At 68.2% G+C, this 26,363-nt stretch carries 21 protein-coding genes and 1 pseudogene; 19 read left to right on the top strand and 3 right to left on the bottom strand.

Annotation, left to right across the window (positions count from 1 at the left end):
* Positions 1–17: 17 nt before the first annotated feature.
* Complete coding sequence (locus A5781_RS08835; RefSeq protein WP_067203849.1) at positions 18–1,325, top strand: mannosyltransferase; 1,308 nt, start codon at positions 18–20, stop codon at positions 1,323–1,325.
* On the opposite strand, the gene A5781_RS08830 is transcribed toward A5781_RS08835, so the two are convergent.
* On the bottom strand, positions 1,322–1,606 hold the full coding sequence (locus tag A5781_RS08830; protein WP_067203848.1) for a 4a-hydroxytetrahydrobiopterin dehydratase: 285 nt from the start codon (positions 1,604–1,606) through the stop codon (positions 1,322–1,324). The two genes, A5781_RS08835 and A5781_RS08830, sit on opposite strands and share 4 nt — an antisense overlap.
* Positions 1,607–1,630: 24 nt before the next feature.
* Here A5781_RS08830 and A5781_RS08825 point away from each other — a divergent pair, with 24 nt between their 5' ends.
* From A5781_RS08825 to A5781_RS08795, 7 genes are all read left to right on the top strand, one after another.
* Entirely contained in the window at positions 1,631–2,035 is a 405-nt protein-coding gene (locus tag A5781_RS08825) for a (deoxy)nucleoside triphosphate pyrophosphohydrolase (protein WP_067203847.1), read from the top strand.
* Between the two features lie 370 nt (positions 2,036–2,405).
* Positions 2,406–6,113, top strand: coding sequence for a nitrate reductase subunit alpha (locus tag A5781_RS08820; RefSeq protein ID WP_067203846.1), 3,708 nt, complete (start codon positions 2,406–2,408; stop codon positions 6,111–6,113).
* On the top strand, positions 6,114–7,736 hold the full coding sequence (gene narH / locus A5781_RS08815; protein WP_067203845.1) for a nitrate reductase subunit beta: 1,623 nt from the start codon (positions 6,114–6,116) through the stop codon (positions 7,734–7,736). It begins immediately after the preceding gene.
* Complete coding sequence (gene narJ / locus A5781_RS08810; RefSeq protein WP_067203844.1) at positions 7,733–8,398, top strand: nitrate reductase molybdenum cofactor assembly chaperone; 666 nt, start codon at positions 7,733–7,735, stop codon at positions 8,396–8,398. Before narH ends, narJ begins: the two co-directional genes overlap by 4 nt.
* Positions 8,391–9,116, top strand: coding sequence for a respiratory nitrate reductase subunit gamma (narI, locus tag A5781_RS08805; RefSeq protein WP_067203843.1), 726 nt, complete (start codon positions 8,391–8,393; stop codon positions 9,114–9,116). Before narJ ends, narI begins: the two co-directional genes overlap by 8 nt.
* A gap of 171 nt (positions 9,117–9,287) precedes the next feature.
* On the top strand, positions 9,288–11,177 hold the full coding sequence (typA, locus tag A5781_RS08800) for a translational GTPase TypA (protein ID WP_067203842.1): 1,890 nt from the start codon (positions 9,288–9,290) through the stop codon (positions 11,175–11,177).
* 45 nt (positions 11,178–11,222) lie between these two features.
* Entirely contained in the window at positions 11,223–13,115 is a 1,893-nt protein-coding gene (locus A5781_RS08795) for an ABC transporter family substrate-binding protein (protein ID WP_197503753.1), read from the top strand.
* Positions 13,116–13,124: 9 nt separating this feature from the next.
* Here A5781_RS08795 and A5781_RS08790 read toward each other — a convergent pair whose 3' ends face one another.
* On the bottom strand, positions 13,125–13,736 hold the full coding sequence (locus tag A5781_RS08790) for a TetR/AcrR family transcriptional regulator (protein WP_067203840.1): 612 nt from the start codon (positions 13,734–13,736) through the stop codon (positions 13,125–13,127).
* Between the two features lie 79 nt (positions 13,737–13,815).
* Here A5781_RS08790 and mshB point away from each other — a divergent pair, with 79 nt between their 5' ends.
* From mshB to A5781_RS08770, 4 genes are all read left to right on the top strand, one after another.
* Positions 13,816–14,718, top strand: coding sequence for an N-acetyl-1-D-myo-inositol-2-amino-2-deoxy-alpha-D-glucopyranoside deacetylase (mshB, locus tag A5781_RS08785; protein ID WP_067203839.1), 903 nt, complete (start codon positions 13,816–13,818; stop codon positions 14,716–14,718).
* A gap of 93 nt (positions 14,719–14,811) precedes the next feature.
* Entirely contained in the window at positions 14,812–15,273 is a 462-nt protein-coding gene (locus tag A5781_RS08780) for a hypothetical protein (protein WP_067203838.1), read from the top strand.
* 109 nt (positions 15,274–15,382) lie between these two features.
* Positions 15,383–18,001: a bifunctional FO biosynthesis protein CofGH gene (locus A5781_RS08775; protein ID WP_082939278.1), complete on the top strand. Its 2,619-nt coding sequence runs from the start codon at positions 15,383–15,385 to the stop codon at positions 17,999–18,001.
* Positions 18,002–18,031: 30 nt separating this feature from the next.
* Complete coding sequence (locus A5781_RS08770; RefSeq protein WP_067203836.1) at positions 18,032–18,805, top strand: maleylpyruvate isomerase N-terminal domain-containing protein; 774 nt, start codon at positions 18,032–18,034, stop codon at positions 18,803–18,805.
* 16 nt (positions 18,806–18,821) lie between these two features.
* Here A5781_RS08770 and A5781_RS08765 read toward each other — a convergent pair whose 3' ends face one another.
* Positions 18,822–19,157, bottom strand: coding sequence for a hemophore-related protein (locus A5781_RS08765; protein ID WP_067203835.1), 336 nt, complete (start codon positions 19,155–19,157; stop codon positions 18,822–18,824).
* A 373-nt stretch (positions 19,158–19,530) separates the two neighbouring features.
* Here A5781_RS08765 and fdxA point away from each other — a divergent pair, with 373 nt between their 5' ends.
* From fdxA to A5781_RS08730, 7 genes and pseudogenes are all read left to right on the top strand, one after another.
* A complete protein-coding gene (gene fdxA / locus A5781_RS08760; protein ID WP_055398945.1) occupies positions 19,531–19,857 on the top strand; it encodes a ferredoxin in 327 nt (108 codons plus the stop codon).
* A 53-nt stretch (positions 19,858–19,910) separates the two neighbouring features.
* Positions 19,911–20,996: a succinyldiaminopimelate transaminase gene (gene dapC / locus A5781_RS08755; RefSeq protein ID WP_067203834.1), complete on the top strand. Its 1,086-nt coding sequence runs from the start codon at positions 19,911–19,913 to the stop codon at positions 20,994–20,996.
* A 110-nt stretch (positions 20,997–21,106) separates the two neighbouring features.
* Positions 21,107–23,461, top strand: a complete 2,355-nt coding sequence (locus A5781_RS08750) for an APC family permease (RefSeq protein WP_067203869.1) — start codon at positions 21,107–21,109, stop codon at positions 23,459–23,461.
* A gap of 14 nt (positions 23,462–23,475) precedes the next feature.
* Positions 23,476–23,873: pseudogene (locus tag A5781_RS08745) on the top strand (hypothetical protein); the annotation flags it as partial.
* Between the two features lie 206 nt (positions 23,874–24,079).
* A complete protein-coding gene (cysC, locus tag A5781_RS08740) occupies positions 24,080–24,778 on the top strand; it encodes an adenylyl-sulfate kinase (RefSeq protein ID WP_067203832.1) in 699 nt (232 codons plus the stop codon).
* A 1-nt stretch (position 24,779) separates the two neighbouring features.
* Positions 24,780–26,045 carry a sulfate adenylyltransferase gene (gene sat / locus A5781_RS08735; protein WP_067203831.1) on the top strand — a complete coding sequence of 422 codons (1,266 nt, stop codon included), beginning with the start codon at positions 24,780–24,782 and terminating at the stop codon, positions 26,043–26,045.
* Positions 26,042–26,359, top strand: coding sequence for a hypothetical protein (locus A5781_RS08730; protein WP_067203830.1), 318 nt, complete (start codon positions 26,042–26,044; stop codon positions 26,357–26,359). The genes sat and A5781_RS08730 overlap by 4 nt, the downstream gene beginning before the upstream one ends.
* Positions 26,360–26,363 lie beyond the last annotated feature (4 nt).

Below are 26,363 nucleotides of genomic sequence, written 5' to 3'. Positions count from 1 at the left end.
CAGGACCGCTGGCGGTGATGAGGTCCACCGGTGCCGCTCAGGCCACCTCGATCGCTAAAGTCGGGCGCATAGACACCACTTCGGCCACCCCGGCGGCACCCCCGCGCCGGCGGTTCGCGAGTCTGCTTCGGGCGGCGGCACCCGCGCTGCTAGTCGCCAGTGTCGCCGCGCGACTCGGCTGGACATATTTCTCGCCCCACGGTGCGAACTTCGTCGACCTGCACGTTTACCTCGGCGGCGCCGCCGCGATCGACCATCCCGGCACGCTGTACAGCTACGTCTACGCCGATCAGACGCCGGACTTCCCGCTGCCGTTCACCTATCCGCCCTTCGCGGCGGTGGTGTTCTACCCCCTGACCCTGCTGCCCTTCGGCCTGGTCGCCTTCGCGTGGCAGATCGCGACGATGGCCGCGCTGTACGGCGCGATACGGATCAGCCAGCGGTTGATGGGCGTGGCGCCCGGCGTCGACGGCCGCCGCCTGGCCATGGCGTGGACGGCGGTCACGATCTGGATCGAGCCGCTGCGCAGCACGTTCGACTACGGGCAGGTCAATGTGTTGCTGATGGTGGGGGTGCTGTGGGCGGTGTTGACGACGCGGTGGTGGCTGTCGGGCCTGCTGGTCGGCGTCGCTGCCGGAATCAAGCTGACGCCCGCAATCTCCGGTGTCTACCTGCTCGGCGTGCGGCGGTGGGCCGCGGCGGCCTTCTCCTTCGTGGTCTTCGTCGCCACCATCGGCGTGTCGGCACTGGTGGTCGGGGACCAGGCCCGCTACTACTTCACAAAACTGCTGGGCGACGCGCACCGCGTGGGCCCCATCGCCACGTCGATCAATCAATCCTGGCGCGGCGGCATCTCCCGGATCCTTGGCCACGACGCCGGCTTCGGCCCGCCGGTCCTGGCCGCCATCGCCGTCACCGCGGTGCTGGCCATCCTGGCCTGGCGGGCGTTGGACCCGTCCGACCGGCTGGGCAAGTTGCTGGTGGTCGAGTTGTTCGGGCTGCTGCTGTCGCCGATTTCCTGGACTCACCACTGGGTGTGGCTGGTGCCGCTGATGATCTGGGCGATTCACGGGCCGCTGCGCGAGCGGCGCGGCGCCCGGATCGTGGGCTGGGGCTGGCTGGCGCTGACCATCGTCGGCGTGCCGTGGCTGCTGCTCTTCGCTCAGCCGACCATCTGGCAGATCAGCCGGCCGTGGTATCTGGCCTGGGCCGGCCTGATCTACATCGTGGCGGCCGTGGCGACGTTGGCCTGGATCGCCGCCGGCAAGGGCGCCGAGCGTCACGCTGGCGTGACGGTCGAAGACCGGGCCGCGTCGGAGGACTAGCTCCCGACGATCCCGTCGATGTCGTGCGCCATGGCCACGTCCTTCTCGGTTATGCCTCCCTCGGAGTGCGTGACCAGAGCGAAAGTAACTGTCCGCCAACGGATATCGATATCTGGGTGATGGTCCTTACTCTCCGCGTGCTCGCCGACCCGGCGCACCGCGTCGATACCGGCGAGGAAACTCGGGAACTTGATCGAACGGCGCAGGGCGCCGTCGACACGCTCCCATCCGTTGAGATCGGGCAGTGCGGCGTCGACCTGCTCATCCGTTAACACAGCCATGTCTCGACCGTATACCGTCTGGCCATGCCGACCCAGATCGTCGTCGCGGGAGCGGTCATCCGCGGCGCCAGTGTCTTGGTGGCGCAGCGCGTCCGGCCGCCCGAGTTGGCCGGCCGCTGGGAGCTGCCCGGCGGCAAGGTCGCGCCGGGTGAGACCGAGCCCGACGCGCTGGCCCGGGAGCTGGCCGAGGAGCTGGGGCTGACCGTCGGCGACGTCGCGGTGGGCACCCGCCTGGGCGACGACATCGCGCTGGACGGCATGACGCTGCGGGCCTACCGCGTCCACCTGCTCGGCGGCGAGCCGCACGCCCGTGACCACCGGGCGGTGCGCTGGGTGACGGCCGCCGAGCTGACCGATGTCGACTGGGTGCCCGCCGACCGCGGCTGGGTCGCTGACCTGGTACGGACGCTCGCCGGCGGGGCCTCATAACAAGTCCACAGCCTTTCGGCAGCTGACATTCAGCGCCGCAGAAGGTCACGAAGGTGAACTTGGAGATATAACCCAACGTGAACTTGTAGTAAACGACTTGACCTAGAGGTGGGTGCCGACGGCGATCCTGCGCCCGCGCCGAAAGCCTCTGGTCCGCAGAACCCATGCTGAGCAGACGGATTTTCGTTAACAGGCCGCGTACGGCGGAGGTGATAGACCCTTTCCCCGCATCCGATGTGGGTGCGCGGTCCGGGCCGCCGACATCGATCGCGCCGCCGATGCGGCATGGGCCGACGCTCAACACAACGCACCTGGGGTCGAGGCGACGGCCCGGCTACGACGCAGCGATACGGAGTAGAAGGGGTACCTGTTGACTCTCACACCACACGTTGGTGGGGCGCTCGAGGAGTTGCTGGAACGCAGCGGACGGTTCTTCACGCCCGGCGAGTTCTCGGCCGACCTGCGCACGGTGACGCGGCGGGGCGGCCGCGAGGCCGACGTGTTCTACCGCGACAGGTGGAGCCACGACAAGGTGGTGCGCTCCACCCACGGGGTCAACTGCACTGGTTCGTGCTCCTGGAAGATCTACGTCAAGGACGGGATCATCACCTGGGAAACCCAGCAAACCGACTACCCATCGGTGGGCCCGGACCGGCCGGAATACGAGCCGCGCGGATGCCCACGCGGGGCGTCGTTCTCCTGGTACAGCTACTCGCCCACCCGGGTGCGTTACCCGTACGCCCGGGGCGTGCTGGTCGAGATGTACCGGGAAGCCAAGGCGCGCCTCGGCGATCCCGTGCTCGCCTGGGCCGACATCCAGGCGGACCCCGAACGTCGACGGCGCTATCAGCGCGCCCGCGGCAAGGGTGGACTGATCCGGATCACCTGGGCCGAGGCCACCGAGCTGATCGCGGCCGCCCACGTGCACACCATCAAGACCTATGGTCCCGACCGGGTCGCCGGCTTCTCGCCCATCCCGGCGATGTCCATGGTGTCCTACGCCGCGGGGTCCCGGTTCTTCGAGCTGATCGGCGCCCCGATGACGTCGTTCTACGACTGGTACGCCGACCTGCCGGTGGCCTCGCCGCAGGTGTTCGGCGATCAGACCGACGTCCCGGAATCCGGAGACTGGTGGGACGCGGCCTATTTGATGATGTGGGGCTCCAACGTGCCGATCACCCGGACCCCCGACGCGCACTGGATGGCCGAGGGGCGCTACCGCGGCACCAAGGTGGTGACCGTCAGCCCCGACTACGCCGACAACACCAAGTTCGCCGACGAGTGGATGCCGTGCGCGGCCGGCACCGATGGGGCGCTCGCGATGGCGATGGGGCACGTCATTCTCTCGGAATGCTATGTGCAGAAGGAGGTTCCATTCTTCGCCGACTTCGCGCGCCGCTACACCGACCTGCCGTTCCTGATCAAGCTGGAAGAGCGCGGCGACATGCTGGTGCCGGGGAAGAACCTCACGGCGGCGGACCTGGGCAGAGGCTTCGAGGCCGAAGAGAACTCAGCGCTCAAACCGGCGGTGTGGGACGAGGCCACCGACTCGGTGGTGGTGCCGCACGGCTCACTGGGATTCCGCTACGGCGAGGACGGCGTCGGCAAGTGGAACCTCGACCTCGGCTCCCTGGTGCCGGCGCTCAGCGTGCGAAATACGCACGCCGCCAACGGCGATGGCGAAACCGCGCTGGTGCACCTGGCCAGCTTCGACACGATCAACGGGGAAGGCGCCACCGTAAAGCGCGGTGTCCCGGTGCGCCGCGTCGGCAAGCACCTGGTGTGCACCGTTTTCGATTTGATGCTCGCCCAGTACGGCGTGGCCCGCCCGGGATTGCCCGGCGAATGGCCCACCGGCTACGACGACCCGACCCAGCAGAACACCCCCGCGTGGCAGGAGGCGATCACCGGCGTGTCGGCCGCGCAGGCCATCCGCGTCGCAAAGGAATTCGCCCGCAACGCAGAGGAATCCGGTGGCCGGTCCATGATCATCATGGGCAGCGGGATCTGTCAGTGGTTCCACGGCGACGCCATCTACCGGGCGGTGCTCGCGCTGCTGATGCTGACCGGGTCGATGGGGCGCAACGGCGGCGGCTGGGCCCATTACGTCGGCCAGGAAAAGGTGCGTCCGCTCACCGGATTTCAGACGATGTCGATGGCCACGGACTGGGTGCGCCCGCCCCGGCAGGTGCCGGGTGCGTCCTACTGGTACGCGCACACCGACCAGTGGCGGTACGACGGCTACGCGGCCGACAAGCTGGCCAGCCCGCTGGGCCGCGGCCGATTCGCGGGCAAGCACACGATGGATCTGTTGGCCTCGGCCACCGCGATGGGCTGGAGCCCGTTCTATCCCCAGTTCGACCGGTCCAGCCTGGACGTCGCCGACGAGGCGCGCGACGCCGGCCGCGAAGTCGCCGACTATGTCGCCGAGCAGCTTCGCGACCGCAAGCTCAAGCTCTCGGTCACCGATCCCGACAATCCGGTCAACTGGCCACGGGTGCTTACGGTTTGGCGGGCCAACCTGATCGGATCGTCGGGCAAGGGCGGCGAGTACTTCCTGCGCCACCTGCTGGGGACCGACGCCAACATCCAGGCCGAGCCACCGGCCGACGGGATACCGCCCGCCGACGTCGTGTGCGAGGGAGACATCCCCGAGGGCAAGCTCGACCTGATGATGTCGATCGACTTCCGGATGACCTCGACGACATTGGTGTCAGATGTCGTGCTGCCGGCGGCGACCTGGTACGAAAAGGCCGACATCTCCAGCACCGATATGCACCCGTACGTACACGCGTTCAGTGCCGCGACCGACCCGCCGTGGGAAACCCGTTCGGATTTCGAGGCTTTCGGCGCGATTGCGCGCGCCTTCAGCGCGCTGGCCAAGCGTCACCTGGGCACCCGCCGCGACGTGGTCCTCACGGCGCTGCAGCACGACACCCCCGACGCGATGGCCTATCCCGATGGCACCGAAGAAGACTGGCTGCACACCGGCGCGACACCGGTGCCAGGGCGGACGATGGCCAAGCTGACCGTGGTGGAACGCGACTACGGCGCCGTCTACGACAAGTGGCAGACCCTGGGTCCGCTCGTCGAGACGTTCGGGCTGACCACCAAGGGCGTGACCGTGCATCCGTTCCGGGAGGTCGAGGAACTGGCGGCCAAATTCGGTGTGATGAATTCCGGTGTGGCAGCGGGCCGCCCGGCGATCACCACCGCCGCGCGGATGGTCGACGTGCTGTTGTTGCTGTCCGGGACGACCAACGGCCGGCTCGCCGTCGAGGGCTTCCGCGAGCTGGAGAAGCGAACGGGCCAACGGCTGGCGCATCTGGCCGAGGGCAGCGAAGAGCGGCGCATCAGCTATGCCGACACCCAGGCGCGTCCGGTCCCGGTGATCACCAGTCCGGAATGGTCGGGCAGCGAAACCGGTGGGCGCCGGTACGCGCCGTTCACCATCAACATCGAAAACCTGAAGCCGTTCCACACGCTGACCGGCCGGATGCACTTCTACCTGGCCCACGACTGGGTCGAGGAACTGGGCGAGCACCTGCCGGTGTTCCGTCCGCCGCTGGACATGACGCGACTGTTCGGCCAGCCGCAGCTGGGCCCGACGGATGATGGGATCGGCCTCACCGTAAGGTATTTGACGCCGCACTCGAAGTGGTCGTTCCACTCCACTTACCAGGACAACCTCTACATGCTGTCGTTGTCCCGGGGCGGGCCGACGATGTGGATGAGCCCCGGCGACGCGGCCAAACTCAAAGTCCGCGATAATGATTGGGTCGAGGCCGTCAATGCCAACGGCATCTACGTGTGCCGTGCCATCGTCTCGCATCGCATGCCCGACGGTGTGGTGTTCGTCTATCACGTGCAGGAACGCACGGTGGACACACCCCGCACCGAAACCAATAACAAGCGCGGCGGCAACCACAACGCGCTGACCCGCGTCCGCATCAAGCCCAGCCACCTCGCCGGGGGTTACGGCCAGCATGCGTTCGCCTTCAACTACATGGGACCGACCGGCAACCAGCGCGACGAGGTCACCGTGGTGCGCCGCCGCAACCAGGAAGTGACGTACTGAATGAAGGTCATGGCGCAGCTGGCGATGGTGATGAACCTCGACAAGTGCATCGGCTGCCACACGTGCTCGGTCACCTGCAAGCAGGCCTGGACCAACCGTCCCGGCACCGAATACGTGTGGTTCAACAACGTCGAAACCCGACCGGGCCAAGGCTATCCGCGCACCTACGAGGACCAGGAACGGTGGCGCGGCGGCTGGATACGCGACAAGAAGGGCCGGCTGCGGTTACGCGACGGCGGCCGCTTCCAGAAGCTGCTGCGCATCTTCGCCAACCCGCGGCTGCCGATCATCGACGACTACTACGAGCCCTGGACCTACGACTACGAGAACCTGACCACGGCGCCCGCGGGTGACACGTTTCCCACCGCGGCACCCAAGAGCCTGATCAGCGGCGAACCGATGAAGATCTCCTGGGGGCCGAACTGGGACGACAACCTGGCCGGGTCACCGGAGATCCTGGCGGGGGACCCGATTTTGAAGAAGGTCAGCGAGGACGTCAAACTCGCGCTCGAAGAGACCTTCATGTTCTACCTGCCCCGGATCTGCGAGCACTGCCTCAACCCGTCCTGCGTGGCGTCGTGCCCGTCGGGCGCGATGTACAAGCGCAGCGAGGACGGCATCGTGCTGGTCGACCAGGACCGCTGCCGAGGGTGGCGGATGTGCGTCTCCGGATGTCCTTACAAGAAGGTCTATTTCAACCACAAGACCGGCAAGGCCGAGAAGTGCACGCTGTGCTACCCGCGGATGGAGGTCGGGTTGCCGACCATCTGCTCGGAGACCTGCGTGGGTCGGCTGCGGTACCTGGGGCTGGTCCTCTACGACGGGGATCGGGTGCTGGAGGCGGCGTCGGTGGAGAACGAAACCGACCTCTACGAGGCGCAGCGTCAGATCCTGCTGGACCCCAACGATCCCGAGGTGATCACCGCCGCACGCGCGGAGGGCATCTCCGACGAGTGGATCGAGGCGGCCCAACGCTCGCCGGTGTACGCGCTGATCAACAACTTTCAGGTCGCGCTGCCCCTGCACCCGGAATACCGCACCATGCCGATGGTCTGGTACATCCCGCCCCTGTCGCCGGTGGTCGACGCGGTCAGCCGCGACGGTCACGACGGGGAGGACGTGGGCAACCTGTTCGGCGCGCTGGACGCGCTGCGCATCCCCATGCAGTACCTGGCCGAGCTGTTCACGGCCGGCGACACCGCCGTGGTCGAAGGCGTGTTGCGGCGGCTGGCGGCGATGCGCTCCTACATGCGCGACATCAATCTCGGGCGCGAAACCCAGCCGCACATACCGCATTCCGTCGGGATGAACGAAGAGCAGATGTACGAGATGTACCGGCTGCTGGCCATCGCCAAATACGAAGAGCGGTACGTCATTCCGACCGCGTTCAGCCCGCAGGCCCGCGACCTGGAGGAGATGGGCTGCTCGTTGACGGGTGATGGCGGCCCGGGCATGTACGAGTCGGGTGAACCGGTGCCGGTCTCCGTGGAGACGTTCCACGCGCTCAAGCGGCCCGGCGGCGAGGCGGCCGCCAACGGCCAGCGGTCCGCGCGGGTGAACCTGCTGAATTGGGACGGGCGCCAGGTGCCCGCCGGGATGTTTCCCGAAGAGCAGAAGCAATGAGGCTGCTGGCCGGGCGCCGGGGACGCACCAACGCCCTGCAGGACCGACTGGTATGGCAGGCGGCATCGCTGCTGCTGGCCTACCCGGACGACGAGCTGGCCGCGCGGCTGGACACCGTCGACGAGCTGCTCAGCCACATCGGCGCGCCCGAGGCGACGCTGCTCGGACAGACGGTGGCCGCGCTGCGCGCCCGCGAGCCGATGGCCGCCGCGATGGACTACGTTGCGACGTTCGACATGCGGCGCCACTGCACGATGTACCTGACGTACTGGACCGCCGGGGATACCCGCAACCGCGGCCGGGAGATGGTCGAGTTCGCCGCCGCCTACCGGGAATCGGGCGTGCGGCCGCCGCGCGCCGAGGCGCCCGATCACCTGCCCGTCGTGCTCGAGTTCGCCGCCACCGTCGATCCCGAGGTGGGGCGGCGGCTGCTGGCCGAGCACCGTGTTCCCATCGATGTGTTGCGGGGCGCCCTCGCCGACGCGAAGTCGCCCTATGAGCCCACCGTGGCGGCGGTGTGCGCGACGCTGCCCGCCGCGACGGACCAGGACGTGCGCCGCGCGGAGCGCCTGGCGCAAGCCGGCCCGCCCGCGGAAGCCGTTGGGCTGCAACCATTTAACTTGACCGTGCCGCCCCGACGCGAAGGAGCGCCAGGTGTTTAGCAACGTATTGTTCTGGGACATCGCGCCGTACGTCACGCTGACGGTCTTGATCGTCGGCACCTGGTGGCGGTACCGCTACGACAAGTTCGGCTGGACCTCACGTTCCTCGCAGATCTACGAGTCGCGGCTGTTGCAGGTGGCCAGCCCGATGTTCCACTTCGGCATCCTGGCGGTTTTCGCCGGACACGTGATGGGCTTGTTCATCCCGCCGCGGGTGACGCAGATGCTGAAGATGAGCGACCACGTCTACCATCTGCAGGCGGTCATCGCCGGGTCGGCCGCCGGCCTCGCGACCCTGGCCGGGATCGGATTGCTGATCTACCGGCGGTTCACCCGCCCGGCGGTGTCCATGGCCACCACCCGCAGCGACAAGCTGATGTATGTGGTGCTGGTGCTGGCCATCGTGGTGGGCCTGTACTGCGACCTGATCGGCACCGGGCCGCACGGCGGCGAGTTCCACTACCGGTACACGGTCGGGCTGTGGTTCCGCCGGATTTGGATCTTCCAGCCGCACGGCGAGGTGATGATCAACGCGCCGCTGGACTACCAACTGCACGCCTTGATCGGCATGGTGCTGTTCACGCTGTTGCCGTTCACCCGGCTGGTGCACATCTTCAGCGCGCCGATCGCCTACCTGTTCCGGCCGTACATCGTCTACCGCAGCCGCGAATCCAAGGGCGAATTGGTCGGTACGGCGCCGCGCCGCAGGGGATGGTAGGGGGCGCTCGGCGGCCCGTTGAGTGTGCGTCCTGGGCTTTCGTTGTGCGGCCATGGTGTCGACACGCCGGGGCGGGCCGCCCTGGACGCACACCGGACAGCGCGCGGGCCGCACCTGCCAGTTCGCCTTCGAGTTCGCTTTGGAAGGCCCCCCGCTGCCACAATCACCGACGTGCCATTTCGTAACGTCGCCATCGTCGCCCACGTCGACCACGGCAAGACCACCCTCGTGGACGCGATGCTGCGGCAATCCGGGGCGCTGCACCACCGCGGTGACGACACCCAGGAACGCATCATGGACAGCGGTGACCTCGAGAAGGAAAAAGGCATCACCATCCTGGCCAAGAACACCGCCGTGCACCGCCTTAACGCCGACGGCACAGTGACCGTCATCAATGTGATCGACACGCCCGGGCACGCCGACTTCGGCGGGGAGGTGGAGCGCGGGCTGTCCATGGTGGACGGCGTGCTGCTGCTGGTCGACGCGTCCGAAGGGCCGCTGCCGCAGACGCGGTTCGTGCTGCGCAAGGCGCTGGCCGCACACCTTCCGGTGATCCTCGTCGTCAACAAGACCGACCGGCCCGACGCGCGCATCGCCGAGGTGGTGGAGTCCAGCCACGACCTGCTGCTGGACGTCGCCTCCGACCTCGACGACGAGGCCGCCAAGGCGGCCGAGCACGCGCTGGGCCTGCCGACGCTGTACGCGTCCGGCCGGGCCGGCGTCGCCAGCACCACCCAGCCGGCCGACGGCGAGGTGCCCGCCGGCGACAACCTGGACCCGCTGTTCGACGTGCTGATGGAGCACATCCCGCCGCCGTCGGGGGACCCCGAGGCGCCGCTGCAGGCGTTGGTGACCAACCTCGACGCGTCGGCCTTCCTCGGCCGGCTCGCGCTGATCCGCATCTACAACGGCAAGCTGCGCAAGGGCCAGCAGGTCGCCTGGATGCGTGAGGTCGACGGCCTGCCCGTCATCACCAGCGCCAAGATCACCGAGTTGCTCGCGACCGAGGGCGTCGAGCGCAGTGCCACCGACGAGGCGATCGCCGGCGACATCGTGGCGGTCGCCGGGCTGCCCGAGATCATGATCGGCGACACGCTGGCCGATCCCGATCACGCCCACGCGCTGCCCCGGATCACCGTCGACGAGCCGGCGATCTCGGTGACCATCGGTACCAACACCTCTCCGCTGGCGGGCAAGGTGTCGGGCCACAAGCTGACCGCGCGCATGGTCCGCAACCGCCTGGACCAGGAGCTGGTCGGCAACGTGTCGATCCGGGTCGTGGACATCGGCCGGCCCGACGCCTGGGAGGTGCAGGGCCGCGGCGAGCTCGCCCTGGCGGTCCTGGTCGAACAGATGCGCCGCGAGGGTTTCGAGCTCACCGTCGGCAAGCCGCAGGTGGTGACCCGCACGATCGACGGCAAGCTGCACGAGCCGTTCGAGGCGATGACCATCGACTGCCCCGAAGAATTCGTCGGCGCGATCACCCAGCTGATGGCCGCCCGCAAGGGCCGCATGGAGGAGATGACCAACCACGCCGCCGGCTGGGTCCGGATGGACTTCATCGTGCCCAGCCGCGGACTGATCGGGTTCCGCACCGATTTCCTGACCATCACGCGCGGCACCGGGATCGCCAACGCCGTGTTCGACGGCTACCGGCCGTGGGCGGGGGAGATCCGGGCCCGCCACACCGGGTCGCTGGTCTCCGACCGCAACGGCACCATCACGCCGTTCGCGCTGATTCAGCTCGCCGATCGGGGACAGTTCTTCGTCGAACCCGGCCAGGACACCTACGAGGGCATGGTCGTCGGAATCAATCCGCGCGCAGAGGATCTCGACATCAACGTCACCCGGGAGAAGAAGCTCACCAACATGCGGTCGTCGACGGCGGACGTCATCGAGACCCTGGCCAAGCCGCTCGAGCTCGACCTGGAACAGGCCATGGAGTTCTGTGCGCAAGACGAATGCGTCGAGGTGACCCCGGAGATCGTCCGCGTCCGCAAGGTGGAGCTGGATGCCACGACCCGGGGCCGCAGCCGGGCGCGGGCCAAGGCCCGGGGTTAATCGCGCGTGCTTGGGCGGGCTGCTGGGCAGCTGCTCGATACCCTGATCGGCATGCCGAGACGAGTCCGCCGTTTCTTCGTGACGGTGGGCGTGGTTGTCTCGCTGGCCGGATTGGCGCTCGCGGCGTGCACGGTCAACCCCCCGCCGGCGCCGCAGAGCACCGACACGCCGCACAACTCGCCACCGCCGCCGCCGCGGCCGACCCAGATCATCATGGGCATCGACTCGATCGGGGCCGGCTTCAACCCGCACCTGCTGTCCGACCTGTCCCCGGTGAACGCGGCGATCAGCGCGCTGGTGCTGCCCAGCGCGTTCCGGCCGGTGCCCGACCCGGGCACGCCGACGGGTTCACGCTGGGAGATGGACCCGACCCTGCTGGAGTCGGCCGAGGTCACCAGCCAGAGCCCGTTCACGGTGACCTACAAGATCCGGCCGGAGGCGCAGTGGACCGACAACGCCCCGATCGCCGCCGACGACTTCTGGTACCTGTGGCGGCAGATGGTCAGCCAGCCCGGCGTCGTCGACCCCGCCGGCTACGACCTCATCACCGGCGTGCAGTCGCTCGAGGGCGGCAAGCAGGCGGTGGTCACCTTCGCCCAGCCCTACCCGTCGTGGAAAGAGCTGTTCAGCAACATCCTTCCGGCGCACATCGTCAAGGACGTGCCGGGCGGGTTCGCGGCCGGGCTGGCCCGGGCGCTCCCGGTGACCGGCGGCCAGTTCCGGGTGGAGAGCATCGATCCGCAGCGCGACGAGATCCTGGTGGCCCGCAACGATCGCTACTGGGGATCACCGGCCAAGCCCGCGCTCATCCTCTTCCGGCGTGCCGGGGCGCCGGCCGCGCTGGCCGATTCCGTGCGCAATGGTGACACCCAGGTCGCCCAGGTGCACGGCGGATCGGCGGCCTTCGCGCAGCTGTCCGCCATCCCCGACGTGCGCACCGCCCGGATCGTGACGCCCCGGGTCATGCAGCTGACCCTGCGCGCCAACGAGCCCAAGCTGTCCGACGCGCAGGTGCGCAAGGCGATCCTCGGGTTGCTCGACGTCGACCTGCTGGCGGCGGTGGGCGCGGGCAGCGACAACACCGTCACGCTGGACCAGGCCCAGATCCGGGCCCCCAGCGATCCCGGCTACGAGCCGACAGCGCCCCCCGCGATGACGACGCCGGCGGCGCTGGCGTTGCTGGAGGGATCCGGCTACAAGGTCGAGGGCAACTCGTCGGGGTCCCCGGCGCCGACACCGGCGAACACCGCGCCCCCCGAAGTCATCCGCGGCCGGATCAGCAAGGACGGTCAACAGCTGGCGCTGGTCATCGGCGTGGCGGTCAACGACCCGACGTCCGTCGCGGTCGCCAACACCGCGGCCGACCAGTTGCGCAACGTCGGCATCAGCGCCAGCGTGCTGGCGCTGGACCCGGTGACGCTGTATCGCGACGCGCTGAACAACCACCAGGTGGACGCGATCGTCGGCTGGCACCAGGCGGGCGGGAATCTGGCGACGCGCTTGGCGTCGCGGTACGGCTGCCCGGCCCTGGAATCGACGCAGGTTCCGGCGTCCACGGGGCCGACGACCAGTCCTCCTGGCCCGGGCTCGCCATCGACCACCGGACCGGGCACCTCCGCCACCACGCCGACTTCGACGCCGCCGCCCAGCCGCCCGGCCGACCCCAACGCCTTGGTGCAGGCGCCGTCGAACCTCACCGGGATCTGCGATCGCAGCGTTCAGTCGAACATCGATGCCGCGCTGAACGGCACCAAGAGCATCAACGACGTGATCACGGCGGTCGAGCCGCGACTGTGGAACATGTCCACCGTGTTGCCGATCCTGCAGGACACCACGATCGTCGGCGCCGGCCCGAGCGTGCAGAACGTCAGCCTGTCGGGCGCGGTGCCGGTCGGCATCGTCGGCGACGCCGGCCAATGGATCAAGACCGGGCCATAGCCCGCGTCGTCAGTCGGCCGCCCGCCCCGCTCGCGGCGGGATCACGGTGTCGACGATCAGCGCCAGCTCCCGGCGGTTCGGCGGCGATCCGGTCAGCAGGAAGTGCTGGTTGATCAAAGCCGGGCCGATGCGGGCGGTCAGTGGGGTGATCAGCGCCGGATCGAGCTCGCCCTCCGCGACGGCGGCCTGCAGGATCGATTCGACGATCCGCAGGCGGGGGGCCACCACGGCGTCGGCGAAGATGGCGCGCATCTCGGGTTCGTGCAGGAGCTGGTTGACGGTGGCCATGCCGGGGAAGGCGGTCTTCCCGGCGCAGACGTCGCGGTGGGCGCTGAACACCGTCAGCAGGTTCTCCCGGGCCGACCGGCCGGGCCGCGCCTCGGGCAACGGCGGCAAGGTATGGACCAGTGCGGCGTGCACGAGCTCGCACTTGGTCGCCCACCGCCGGTACAGGGCCGCCTTGCCGGTATGGGCGCGCGCCGCGATCCCCTCCATCGTCAGCCCGCCGTAGCCGACCTCGGCCAATTCGGCCAGGGTGGCCTCGTAGAGCGCCCGCTCGAGGACCTCGCCCCGTCGGCGGCTCCGGGCACCGGTCGGGGCGGTCTGGGTGAGCTGCGGCATCCCTCGATAGTAGCCGTATGCGTTCCTATCGGTGGCGACGAGACCGCCAACGGGCCTGCGCTGCGGGTAGGGTGCGTCCATGTCCGAGACGCCACGGCTGCTGTTCGTCCACGCGCATCCCGACGACGAGAGCCTCAGCAACGGCGCCACCATCGCCCACTACACCGCCCGGGGGGCCGACGTGCGCGTCGTCACCTGCACGCTCGGCGAAGAGGGTGAGGTCATCGGTGACCGGTGGGCCGGCCTGGCCGTCGATCACGCGGATCAGTTGGGGGGCTACCGCATCGGCGAGCTCACCGCGGCGCTGCGTGCGCTCGGCGTCGGCGCCCCCCACTACCTGGGCGGCGCCGGACGCTGGCGCGACTCGGGCATGCAGGGAACGCCGGGGCGGGGGCGGCAGCGGTTCATCGACGCCGACGAGCGTCAGGCAGTCGGCGAGTTGGTCGCCGTCATTCGCGAGCACCGCCCGCACGTCGTGGTGACCTACGACCCCCGCGGCGGCTACGGCCACCCCGACCACGTCCACACCCACACCGTCACAACGGCCGCCGTGGCCGCCGCAGGCTCCGGCGACTTCCCCGGCGAGCCGTGGACCGCGCCGAAGTTCTACTGGTCGGTGTTCGCCACCCGCGCCTTCCTGGCGGGCATGCGTGCCCTCAATGGCGAGGACCTGCGGCCCGAGTGGGCGATTCCCCCGGAGGAAGAGTTCGGCTTCGGGTACGCGGACTCCGACATCGACGCCGTCGTCGAGCCCGGCCCGCAGGCCTGGGCGGCAAAGCGGGCGGCGCTCGCCGCGCACGCCACCCAGGTGGTCGTGGGACCGACCGGCCGGGCCTGCGCCCTGTCGAACAACATGGCCCTGCCGATCCTCGCCGAGGAACACTACGTGCTGGCGGCCGGCACGGCGGGGGAGCGCGACGAGCGCGGTTGGGAAACAGATCTGCTTGCGGGGCTTGATTTCACGGCGGCCGGCACGGGGTAGGCTTGCCAATCAGGCAGCCACGGAAGGATTTCGCATGGACCCCGACCTGGACCCTAATCAGCAGCATTGGCAGGACCGGCTCGACAGCCTGCAGTGGGTTATCGGCTCGATACTCTCCAACATCGACAGCGTCCCGACCTGACCGAAACCAAGCCACGCGCCGCATCTCTCGAAGACATCGGCGCGACAGACCCCGCGATACGTTTCGTTGTCCTGGCGCTGTTGGCCGTCGACGGGGTCCTTTCTGCACTGGCCGGGGCCCTGCTGCTGCCTTCCTATATCGGGGCTGTCCCGTTTCCCGTCAGCGGCTTGATTTCTGGATTGGTCAACGCCGCGCTGGTGTGGGCCGCCGGGCGGTGGACCACATCGTCGCGGCTGGCTGCGCTGCCGTTGTGGACGTGGCTGCTCACGGTGGCGGTGATCAGCATGGGCGGCCCGGCCGACGACGTGATCCTGGGGGGTCGCGGCCTGATGGCCTACGGGGCGTTGCTGCTGATCGTGCTGGGTGTGGTGCCGCCGTTCTGGGTGCTGTGGCGGCGCGGGCGCCGGGCCTGACGTTCGTGCGGTCACGCGGGCCGGGATGTCCCCGCTTGCGGGTGTGGCAGTGCCGCTACTGTTGACTGTTGCGCAGACGGGGCCCGCACGGGTCGGAAGATAATTTCACATGTTGGGACACGCGGATGAAATTCGATCGTGGGGAAGTTACACGAAGGTGCCGCTGACTCCGGGCGAGGAGCCTACCGCTCTTCCTAATCCTGTGGTTTTGCCAAAGACCAGCGCCTCGGCGTTGCGACGGGTGTTGCGCCGCGCGCGAGACGGCGTTGCGCTCAACGTCGATGAGGCCGCCGTCGCGCTGACCGCGCGGGGTGAGGACCTCGCGGATCTGTGCGCCAGCTCGGCGCGGGTGCGCGACGCGGGCCTGGCATCGGCCGGCCGGCGTGGCCCCGGCGGCGGGTTGCCCGTCACCTATTCGCGCAAGGTGTTCATCCCGGTCACCCATCTGTGCCGCGACACCTGCCATTACTGCACCTTCGTCACCGTGCCGGGCAAGCTGCGCGCGCAGGGCGCGGGCATGTATCTCGAGCCCGACGAGATCCTCGATATCGCTGGCCGCGGAGCCGAATTGGGTTGCAAAGAAGCCCTTTTCACCCTCGGTGACCGGCCCGAGGATCGATGGCCGGAGGCGGGGCAGTGGCTTAGCGAACGCGGCTATGACTCCACGCTGTCCTACGTGCGGGCCATGGCGATCCGGGTGCTCGAAGAGACCGGCCTGCTGCCGCACCTGAACCCCGGTGTGATGAGTTGGTCGGAGATGGCCCGGCTGAAGCCGGTGGCGCCGTCGATGGGCATGATGCTCGAGACCACGTCGCGGCGGCTGTTCGAGACGAAAGGGCTTGCCCACTATGGCAGCCCGGACAAAGACCCCGCGGTGCGGCTGCGCACTCTCACCGATGCGGGCCGGCTGTCCATCCCGTTCACCACCGGCCTGTTGGTCGGCATCGGCGAGACGCTGACCGAACGTGCCGAAACCTTGCACGCGATTCGTAAGTCGCACAAGGAGTTCGGGCATGTGCAAGAAGTGATCGTGCAGAACTTCCGGGCCAAGGAACACACCGCGATGGCCGCCGTCCCCGACGCGGGGATCGACGACTACCTCGCAACGGTGGCGGTCGCCCGGCTGGTGCTCGGGCCCGGCATGCGCATCCAGGCGCCGCCCAACCTGGTGTCCCGCGACGAGTGCCTGGCGCTGGTCGGCGCCGGGGTCGACGACTGGGGCGGCGTATCACCGCTGACGCCCGATCACGTCAACCCCGAGCGGCCGTGGCCCGCTCTCGACGAGCTGGCCGACATCACCGCCGAGGCCGGATACGAACTGGTTCAGCGACTTACCGCCCAGCCCAAGTACGTCCAAGCCGGGGCGGCGTGGATCGACCCGCGGGTGCGCGGACACGTGATGGCGCTGGCCGACCCTACGACCGGCCTGGCCCGCGACGTCAATCCGGTGGGGCTGCCCTGGCAGGAGCCCGACGACGTCGCGTCCGCCGGGCGGGTGGACCTCAACGCGGCGATCGACACCGAGGGCCGCGCCACCGAAGCGCGCAGCGATCTGGACAGCGCCTTCGGCGACTGGGAATCGATCCGCGCGCAGGTGCACGAGCTGGCCGCGCGGGCCCCCGAGCGCATCGACACGGACGTACTCGCCGCGCTGCGGGCCGCGGAGCGCGACCCCGCAGTCTGCACCGACAGCGAGTACCTGGCGCTGGCGACCGCCGACGGACCCGCGCTGGAAGCGGTTGTCGCCCTAGCTAATTCGCTACGGCGCGACACGGTGGGTGACGACGTGACATTCGTGGTAAACCGCAACATCAACTTCACCAACATCTGCTACACCGGTTGCCGGTTCTGCGCCTTCGCGCAGCGCAAGGGCGATGCCGACGCGTATTCGTTGTCCACCGAAGAGGTGGCCGACCGCGCGTGGGAGGCGCACGTCGAAGGCGCCACCGAGGTGTGCATGCAGGGCGGGATCGACCCGGAGTTGCCGGTCACCGGCTACGCCGACCTGGTCCGCGCCGTCAAGGCGCGGGTGCCGTCGATGCACGTGCATGCCTTCTCGCCCATGGAGATCGCCAACGGCGTGACCAAGAGCGGGCTGAGCGTCCGCGAGTGGCTGATCAGCCTGCGCGAGGCCGGGCTGGACACGATCCCGGGCACGGCAGCCGAGATCCTGGACGACGAAGTGCGCTGGGTGCTGACCAAGGGCAAGCTGCCGACCTCGGAATGGATCGACATCGTGACCACCGCACACGAGGTGGGCCTGCGGTCGTCGTCGACGATGATGTACGGGCACGTCGACAGCCCGCGGCACTGGGTGGGTCATCTCAACGTGCTGCGCGGCATCCAGGACCGCACCGGCGGGTTCACCGAGTTCGTCCCGTTGCCGTTCGTACACCAGAGCTCGCCGTTGTACCTCGCGGGCGCGGCCCGGCCCGGGCCCACCCACCGCGACAACCGTGCCGTGCACGCGTTGGCGCGAATCATGTTGCACGGCCGCATATCGCAGATTCAGACCAGCTGGGTCAAGCTCGGGGTCGAGCGCACACAGGTGATGCTGAACGGCGGTGCCAACGACCTGGGCGGCACGCTGATGGAGGAGACCATCTCGCGGATGGCCGGTTCGGAGCACGGGTCGGCCAAGAGCGTCGAAGAGCTGACCGCGATCGCCGAGGGGATTGGACGCCCCGCCCGCCAACGCACCACGACCTACGCCCCGCGGGCCGCTTAGCAGCCCGCGGCGGCGGGTATACCCGACGCCGTGAACCGACAGATCGACGATGACCGGTTCCCCGAGTGGCGGCCGTTCGTAGACGCGGTGCAGCGGCGCCGGCCCGACGCCGGCACCTGGTGCGAGGCCTGGACGGTGCGCGACATCGTCGTCCATCAGGCCGGAAACGCCGAGGAGATCGCCCGAGTGCTGGCCGCGCACCTGGACGGCGAGCCCGTCGGCACGCGCGGCTTCGAGGAACGTGAGGGACCGCTGCGCGCGCTGAACGACGCGGACCTGTGGGACGCGCTGTTCGACCGGATGGCCACCCTCAACCGGATCGCGGAAGCGGCCGACGACGTGCCCCAGGACACCGACGTCGCGTGGACGGGCCGCACCATGAAGGTGCCCTGGTTCGCCGAACACATGCGCGAAGAGCTCGTGCTGCACGGTTGGGACATCACCGGTGACGCCGACATTCCGGCGGCCCTAGAGACCGGGCTGGCCGAGCCCTGGATGACCTCTCACAGCGTCGTGGCGGTCGGAAAACCGCTGCTGGCCAAGGGGGCCAAGCAATTGCGGCCCGGCGAGCGCGTCGAGGCCAGGCTGCGCGCCGCCGGCACCGATGACGTTGTGATCAGCGCTGAGGCCGACCGCACCGCCATCGGACTCACCGAACCCGAAGGCCCCGCCACTCTGGAAACCGACCCTGCCGCGCGCGTGCTGCTGCTCTGGGGGCGTAAGCCCGCGGACCCATCGCGAATCTGCAGCCGCGTCGGACCTGACACCCTGGGCCGCGTGCGCGGCCTGCTCAGCGGTTACTGAGCGGCGTCCGCTCGGCTCAGAAGTTGTTGCAGGTCGACATGACCGCGTTGACGGTGCCGAAGTACTTCGCGGCACCCGGCATCGCTTGGGCCTGGTCGGCCATCTGCTGGCGCTTGGGCGGCGGGGAAGCGAGGAAGCTACGCAGGAAGTTCTGCGCCATCGGCGACTGGTCGAACTTCGCGGCGGCCGCCGGATCGTTCGCGTTGAGCGCCGCCATCACCTGGCCATAGTTACAGGTCGTGTTGATGGCCGGACCCCAATCGGGGTCTGCGGACGCGATTCCGGCCCCGGCGGTCAACGCCACTGCCGCGCTGCCAACCGCAACGGTCAATTTGGTCAACGACAGCCTCATGTGTGGACACCCTTCCCCAGTTAATGCACCGCTTCACGGCCACGACATCTGCCCCGCGGTTGCCGTCCGCTCGAGGTTACCAGGCGCCGCGATTGTGCTTCCACCGCAATGCATATCGCGGAGCGCCGCGGAAGTGCGACTTTTCGCAGGTCAGCAGGCTGGGCAGCCTGTTCGCCCTCGGCGAAACCGACCCCGGTCGCGGCGTCCGAGACTGGCAGTCTTAAATCGTCAACTTAACGGGCGCGCCAAGTGGTTGACGTGTATGTGCAACGTCTAGTATCAGTAACCGAAAGCTTTGTCCTTGAGCGGCCGGAAGCACCGGGCGCGAGCCGAAGAGCAGCCCACACCGAAGTAGTACATGGAGGAGACGTCTGTGACCTACACGATCGCCGAGCCCTGTGTCGACATCAAAGACAAGGCATGTATCGAGGAGTGCCCGGTCGACTGCATTTACGAGGGCGCGCGGATGCTTTACATCCACCCCGACGAGTGCGTCGACTGCGGGGCGTGCGAGCCCGTCTGCCCCGTCGAAGCGATCTACTACGAAGACGACGTGCCCGAGCAGTGGAGCCAGTACACGCAGATCAACGCCGACTTCTTCACTGAGCTGGGATCGCCGGGCGGCGCCGCCAAGGTCGGCATGACCGAGAACGACCCGCAGGTCGTCAAGGACCTGCCGCCCCAGGGCGAGGGCGACTGAGCGGGCCGGTGCTGGATAGGCCCGGGGTGAGGCCGCGCGCCCCACGCGGGCGCGTGTCGGCGTCCCTGCCGGAATTCCCCTGGGACACGCTGGCCGACGCGAAAGCGCTGGCCGGTTCCCATCCCGACGGGATCGTCGACCTGTCCGTCGGCACCCCGGTGGACCCGGTCGCGCCGATCATCCAGGAGGCGCTGGCCGCCGCCGGTTCCGCGTCCGGATATCCCGCCACCGCCGGCACCCCGCGCCTGCGGGACTCAGCGGTCGCCGCGCTGGCCCGCCGCTTCGGCATCACCGGCCTCACCGAGGCAGCCGTGCTACCGGTGATCGGCAGCAAGGAGCTCATCGCCTGGCTGCCCACCCTGCTGGGGCTGGGGTCCGCGGACGTGATCGTGGTGCCCGAGCTGGCGTATCCGACCTATGACGTCGGGGCGCGGCTGGCCGGAGCGACGGTGCTGCGGGCGGATTCGTTGACCCAGTTGGGCCCGCAATCGCCGGCGCTGGTCTACCTCAACTCCCCGAGCAACCCGACCGGGCGCGTGCTGGGCGTCGACCACCTGCGCAAAGTGGTCGGCTGGGCGCGCGAGCGGGGCAGCGTGGTGGCTTCCGACGAGTGTTACCTGGGCCTGGGCTGGGAAGCGCAGCCGCTGTCGATCCTGCATCCGTCGGTCTGCGACGGCGACCACAGTGGACTGCTCGCCATCCACTCGCTGTCGAAGAGCTCGTCGCTGGCCGGTTACCGGGCCGGATTCGTCGCCGGGGATGCCGATCTGGTGGCCGAGCTGCTGGCGGTGCGCAAGCACGCCGGGATGATGGTGCCGACGCCGGTGCAGGCGGCCATGGTCGCCGCTCTGGACGACGACGCCCACGAGCGAGCGCAGCGCGAACGGTACGAGCGGCGGCGGGAGGCGTTGCTGCCGGCGCTGCGCTCGGCCGGATTCGCCGTGGACCACTCCGAGGCCGGCCTGTATCTGTGGGCGACCCGCGGCGAGCCGTGCGCGGACACCGTCACCTGGTTGGCCGAGCGCGGCATCCTGGTGGCGCCCGGCCACTTCTACGGCCCGCGGGGCGCGCAGCACGTGCGCGTCGCGCTGACGGCGACCGACGAGCGGATCTCCGCCGCCGTGCGGCGGCTGGCCTAGCCGAAACTGAACCGAATCCGAATCCGACCAGCTGCCACCATGGCCCCCGCCAGCGTGCACAATGCATCGAAGGTGTTTCGCCCGCTCAACCTCGGGTAAGGACGGTGGTCGTGACAACTTCGGCCGACAAGCTGCGCATCCCCCTTTCGGTCGGGGACATCGTCAAGCGGGTGTTCCTGGGAAAGCCCCTGATCACTGAGGACATCGCCTCCGAGAAGCTGTCGAATCCGGTTGCCCTGGGCGCGCTTTCGCCGGACGCCGTTTCGTCCGTCGCCTACGGTCCCGAGCAGATCCTGATCGAACTGCTGCCGCATGCCGGGCTGGCCGCCTTCCTGCTGTTGCTTCCCATCACCGGCGTCATCCTGCTCATCCTGGTGCTGGTGGCCGCCTCGTACCGGCAGGTGGTGATGGCTTACACCCGCGCGGGCGGCTCCTACATCGTCGCGCGGGACAACTTCGGGCCCCGGGTGGCGCAAATCGCCGCCGCGGCGCTGCTGATCGACTACGTCGTCACCGTTGCGGTGCAATCGGCGGCCGGGACGGTCGCGGTGGTGTCGGCGCTTCCCGCGCTGGGCCCGTACAGCCTCGAACTCACCGTCGGTGTGGTGCTTGCCATCTGCTACGCGAACCTGCGTGGGCTGAAGGAGGCGGGACTGCCGTTCGCGGTGGCGACCTATTCCTTCATCGTCATGGTCGGCCTGACGATCGTGGTCGGCGTGATTCGCGCATTCGCCGGGAACTTACCGGTTTACGATCCCGCGCACATGGCCGGAACCGTGCCGGTACACCAGGGCAACGGGTTGGTGCTGGGCGCCACGATTTTGGTGTTGCTGCGTGCGTTCGCCAACGGGGGCTCGTCGCTGACGGGGGTCGAGGCCATCTCGAACACGGTCGACTACTTCCGAAAGCCGCAGGGCCGCAACGCGCGCCGCGTGCTCACCGCCATGGCCACCGTCCTGGGCCTCCTTCTGGCCGGCGTCGCCTACCTGGCCCACGTCACCCACGCCACGCCCTATCTCACGGAATACCCGTCGGTGCTGTCCCAGATCGGCCGTGCCGTCTTCGGCAACGGCGTGATCGGCGACGTCTTCTACATCCTGGTCCAGGCCGCGACCGCGGCCATCTTGTTCACCGGTGCGAATACCAGTTTCAACGGATTCCCTGCGCTGGCCAGTTTCGTCGCCGAGGACCGCTTCCTGCCGCGCCAACTCACCAAACGCGGTCACCGGCTGGTCTTTTCGAACGGTATCATCACCCTGACGGCGCTGTCGGTGCTGTTGTTGGTGGTGACCGGAGGGTCGGTCAACGCGCTGGTCCCGTTCTATGCGATCGGTGTGTTCACCGGGTTCTCGATGGCCGGCTACGGGATGACCAAACACCATCTGACACACCGGGAACCGGGGTGGCGACGCCGCCTGGCGATCAACCTGTCCGCGGCGATCCTGTCGACGATCGTGGTGGGCATCTTCGCGGTGGCCAAATTCACCGAGGGCGCGTGGCTGGTGGTCGTCGTCTTCCCGCTGCTGGTGTTCATGCTGATGCGGCTCAACCGCGAATACCGGGCCGAGGCAGCCATTCTCGAGATGTTCCGCACCGACCGTCCGGAGTTGGTGAAGTACGCGCGACACCGGGTGTTCGTGTTCGTCGACTCGGTCGACCTGGCGGTGATCGAAGCGTTGCGCTACGGCAGGGGATTACGGGCCGACGAGCTGACCGCGGTGCACTTCATGGTCGACCCGGCCCACGCCACGCAACTGCGAAAGCGCTGGGATCACTTCGGTCTCGACACCCCGCTGCGGGTGGTGGACTGCCCGGACCGCCGGATCATCCGGGCCGCGCAGCTGCTGGTTGCCAAGGCGCGCGAGGAACAACCCCACACCAATGTGACGGTGCTGCTGCCGCGCCGGACGTTCGGGCGGCTGCTGGGCCGGCTGTTGCACGACCGCACAGCGGACAAGATCTCCAGCGCGGTGAGCCTGATCCCCGATGCGGCGGCGACGATCGTGCCCTACGACGTGGAATCGCGCATCAAGGAGGCCTACCCCGACACCTTCGAGCAGCGGATCGCCCAGGAGATCGACAAGCTCGAGGCGTGGGTGTCCAAGGGTGAGGACGAGAAGGTGGACGCCTACGAGCACCCCGAGCGGCCGGCTTCGGTCATCCTGGTGGCCGGGCTGATCTCGGGGCAGCGGGCCACCGTCGAAGGGCGGGTCAACCAGGTCGAGGACGTCACCGACCGCGGGCGCACCTTCCGACAGGTGGTCGTCGGGGACAACAGCGGGGAAATGACGGTCACGTTCCGTCCCGGTCATGGGGGCGCCGACATTCAGCCCGGCCAGCTATTGCGGATCACCGGGAAGGCGCGCCAGACCGGCAACCGGCCCATCTCGATGATCGATCCGACGTATTCCGTGATCGAGGACCCCGCGAAGGCCGTCGAATCCGGCGAATCCGGCGAAACGTAACGTCGCGCGGCGGGGGCAAAAGTGGCCGGATCTCTCTGCGAATCGCGATCGCCCCGGCCGCGGATTGCGAGACCTTTGCGACCGCGAGCAACCCGCAGCGCCGGCAATCGCTGCGGGACATGGGGATTGAGCATGTCTACGTCTCGCGCCGCGCCAAGTTCGCCGACGACGTAGCTGTTGCAAGCGCGACATCTCGCGACACCCACCTCGGGCTGATTCCTTTCCGAGGCGACCTGTCCCTGTTCGCGGTCGACGTGGCGTTGCTGACGTTCAGCCACTCCGAGACCGTTCGCCGCCTGTTGACCACCGTGTACCAACGCACGGCCGACGGCGAGCTGCCGCTGCCGCGGACCACGCACTACCCGATCCACGACGCGCCGCCACCGTCCGGCTGGTGGGTGCCGGCGCCGGCCCTGCCCCGGATCGCCGAGTGCCGCAACGCGACCCCGAAAACCACCCTAAACTGACCATCTTAACTTGTAGACTTGCCGAAGTCCGGTTTTACTCGTAGGCGATGCCGCGCACGGGCGTTGCCAGGAATGAGCGCGGCGGGGCGCCGGTTGAGAGGACCACGGGCCACGTACCGATGAGGCGTGAAAAGCCGACGAGGAGCTGAGGATGTCCGACAACATCACCTGGCACGACCACCAGATCTCTCGCGAGGCGCGCGAACGGCTCAACGGCCACAAGGGCTGCGTTATCTGGTTCACCGGGCTGAGCGCCAGCGGTAAGAGCACGGTCGCGAACATCGTCGAGCAGAAGCTGTACGAGCGCGGCGTGCGGAGCTACCTGCTGGACGGCGACAACGTCCGCCACGGGCTCAACGCGGGCCCGACTCTCCTCGAAGAGCGCCACGGAGTCGAGTTCGCGAAGCGGTTCGGTCTGGGGTTTTCCGCCGAGGACCGCGAGGAGAACATCCGGCGCCTCGGCGCGGTCGCGAAGTTGTTCTGCGACGCCGGGGTCATCACCTTGACGGCATTCATCAGCCCGTACCGGCACGATCGCGACGCGGTTCGCGCCACCCTCGCCGAGGGCGATTTCCTGGAGATCTTCGTCGATACGCCGATCGAGATTTGCGAGCAGCGTGATCCGAAAGGCTTGTACAAGAAGGCTCGCGCCGGTGAGATTCGGGGTTTCACCGGAATCGACGATCCGTACGAAGCGCCGCTGAGCCCGGAGCTGCGGCTCGAGGGTGGCACGAAGGAGGCGGACACGCTGGCCGAGGAAGTGGTCTCGCATCTCGAGAAGGAGGGCGTCATTCCCGCCCGCGCCGCTGCCGCCCGAGGGTTCGACCCACACCGCGAAGCGAGGTCATGAGATGAACTATCACGGTCACAACGGGAAACCGATCGTGGAAAGAGTGTCCACGGACGGCGCCGCCGGACAGATCAAAGGCCTGCCGCGCGTGCCGATTTCCAAGGCGACCGCGCACGAAGTGATCAGCCTGTCCTACGGGTTCTTCACCCCACTGTCGGGTTTCATGGGCCGGCAAGAGGTCGATGGAACCCTGGACAAATTGCGGCTCCCGGACGGAACGCTGTGGAGCATCCCGATCGTGTTCGACCTGTCGTCCGACGAGGTCGAGAAGCTGGGGGTCAACGAGGGCGGCAGCGTCGTGCTGGAGTACCTCGGCGCACCGATCGCGATCCTCGACGTCACCGAGATCTACGAGTACGACCTGCAGCGCTTCGCCGAGAAGACGTACGGTACAACCGATCCCAGGCACCCGGGTGTGAAGAAGGCGCTCGCGTACGCGAACCGGTTCATCGCCGGTGACGTCACGCTCATCAACGAGCCGGTGTTCAACGAGCCCTTCAAGAGCTTCTGGCTCACGCCCAGGCAGCACCGCGATGCGCTGGCAGACAAGGACTGGAAGCACGTCGTCGCCCACCAGACCCGCAACGTCCCCCACACCGGCCACGAGGCGCTGATGAAGCAGGCGTGGCTGGCCGCGAACGAAGACATGCCCGTCGACAACCTCAACACCGGCGTGCTCGTCAACGCCATCATCGGGCAGAAGCGGGTGGGGGACTACATCGACGAGGCCATCCTGCTGGCGCAGGACGAGCTGAGGAAGAGCGGGTACTTCCGCGAGGACGTGCACAAGGTGACCTTCACGCTGTGGGACATGCGGTACGCGGGGCCCCGCGAGGCGATCTTCCACGCGATCCTGCGGACGAATCTTGGCTGCACGCACCACATGTTCGGCCGCGACCACGCCGGCGTCGGCGACTTCTACGACCCGTATGACTCGCAGAACCTGCTGCAGCAACACCGGTCGGAGCTGGGCATCAAACCGGTGTTCCTGCGGGAGAACTGGTACTGCCCGGAATGCCGGGAGGTGACCAACTCCGCGTTGTGCGGTCACGACTCCCAGGCGCAAAGCTTCAGCGGCAGCCTGATCCGTAGCATCCTCACCGACGAGGTGAAGCCCACCCAGCAGGTCATGCGCCACGAGGTGTTCGAGGTGGTCTTGGACTCCGCCGCCAAATACGGCCAGGGCTCGCCGTTCGTGACCGAGGATTACCTGAAGGACAGGCTGCCGGTGTTCACGCTGAACCGGTTGGAGGAAGCCACCTCATGAGCGGTGCCGAGAAGCAGATCAAGGTCAACGTGTGGATCAACGAGGAACGGCTCGAGGCGCTGGCGCGCGCCGGAATGGCCGACTCGGCCAAGGATGCCTTCGCCGGTATGAAGCTGTTGGAGATCTACACCACCGAAGCGCAGAAGGACATTGTGCTGCAACGCTTCCCGGGGGCCAAATACGACTCCGCCACCACTAAGTCCATCGAATTGCTGCCCAAGAAGGTAAAGGACAGGCTGTTGGAGTTGTCCATCGCGCTGCACTCCACCGGTCCCGACGTGGTGGACCGCTTCCTTGCCGAAGCGCAACCCTAGCCGG

This window comes from Mycobacterium sp. 852002-30065_SCH5024008 (genome assembly GCF_001665645.1).
In the GTDB taxonomy this organism is placed as follows: Bacteria; Actinomycetota; Actinomycetes; order Mycobacteriales; family Mycobacteriaceae; genus Mycobacterium; species Mycobacterium paraffinicum.
This window is presented reverse-complemented; position numbering and strand designations above follow the sequence as displayed.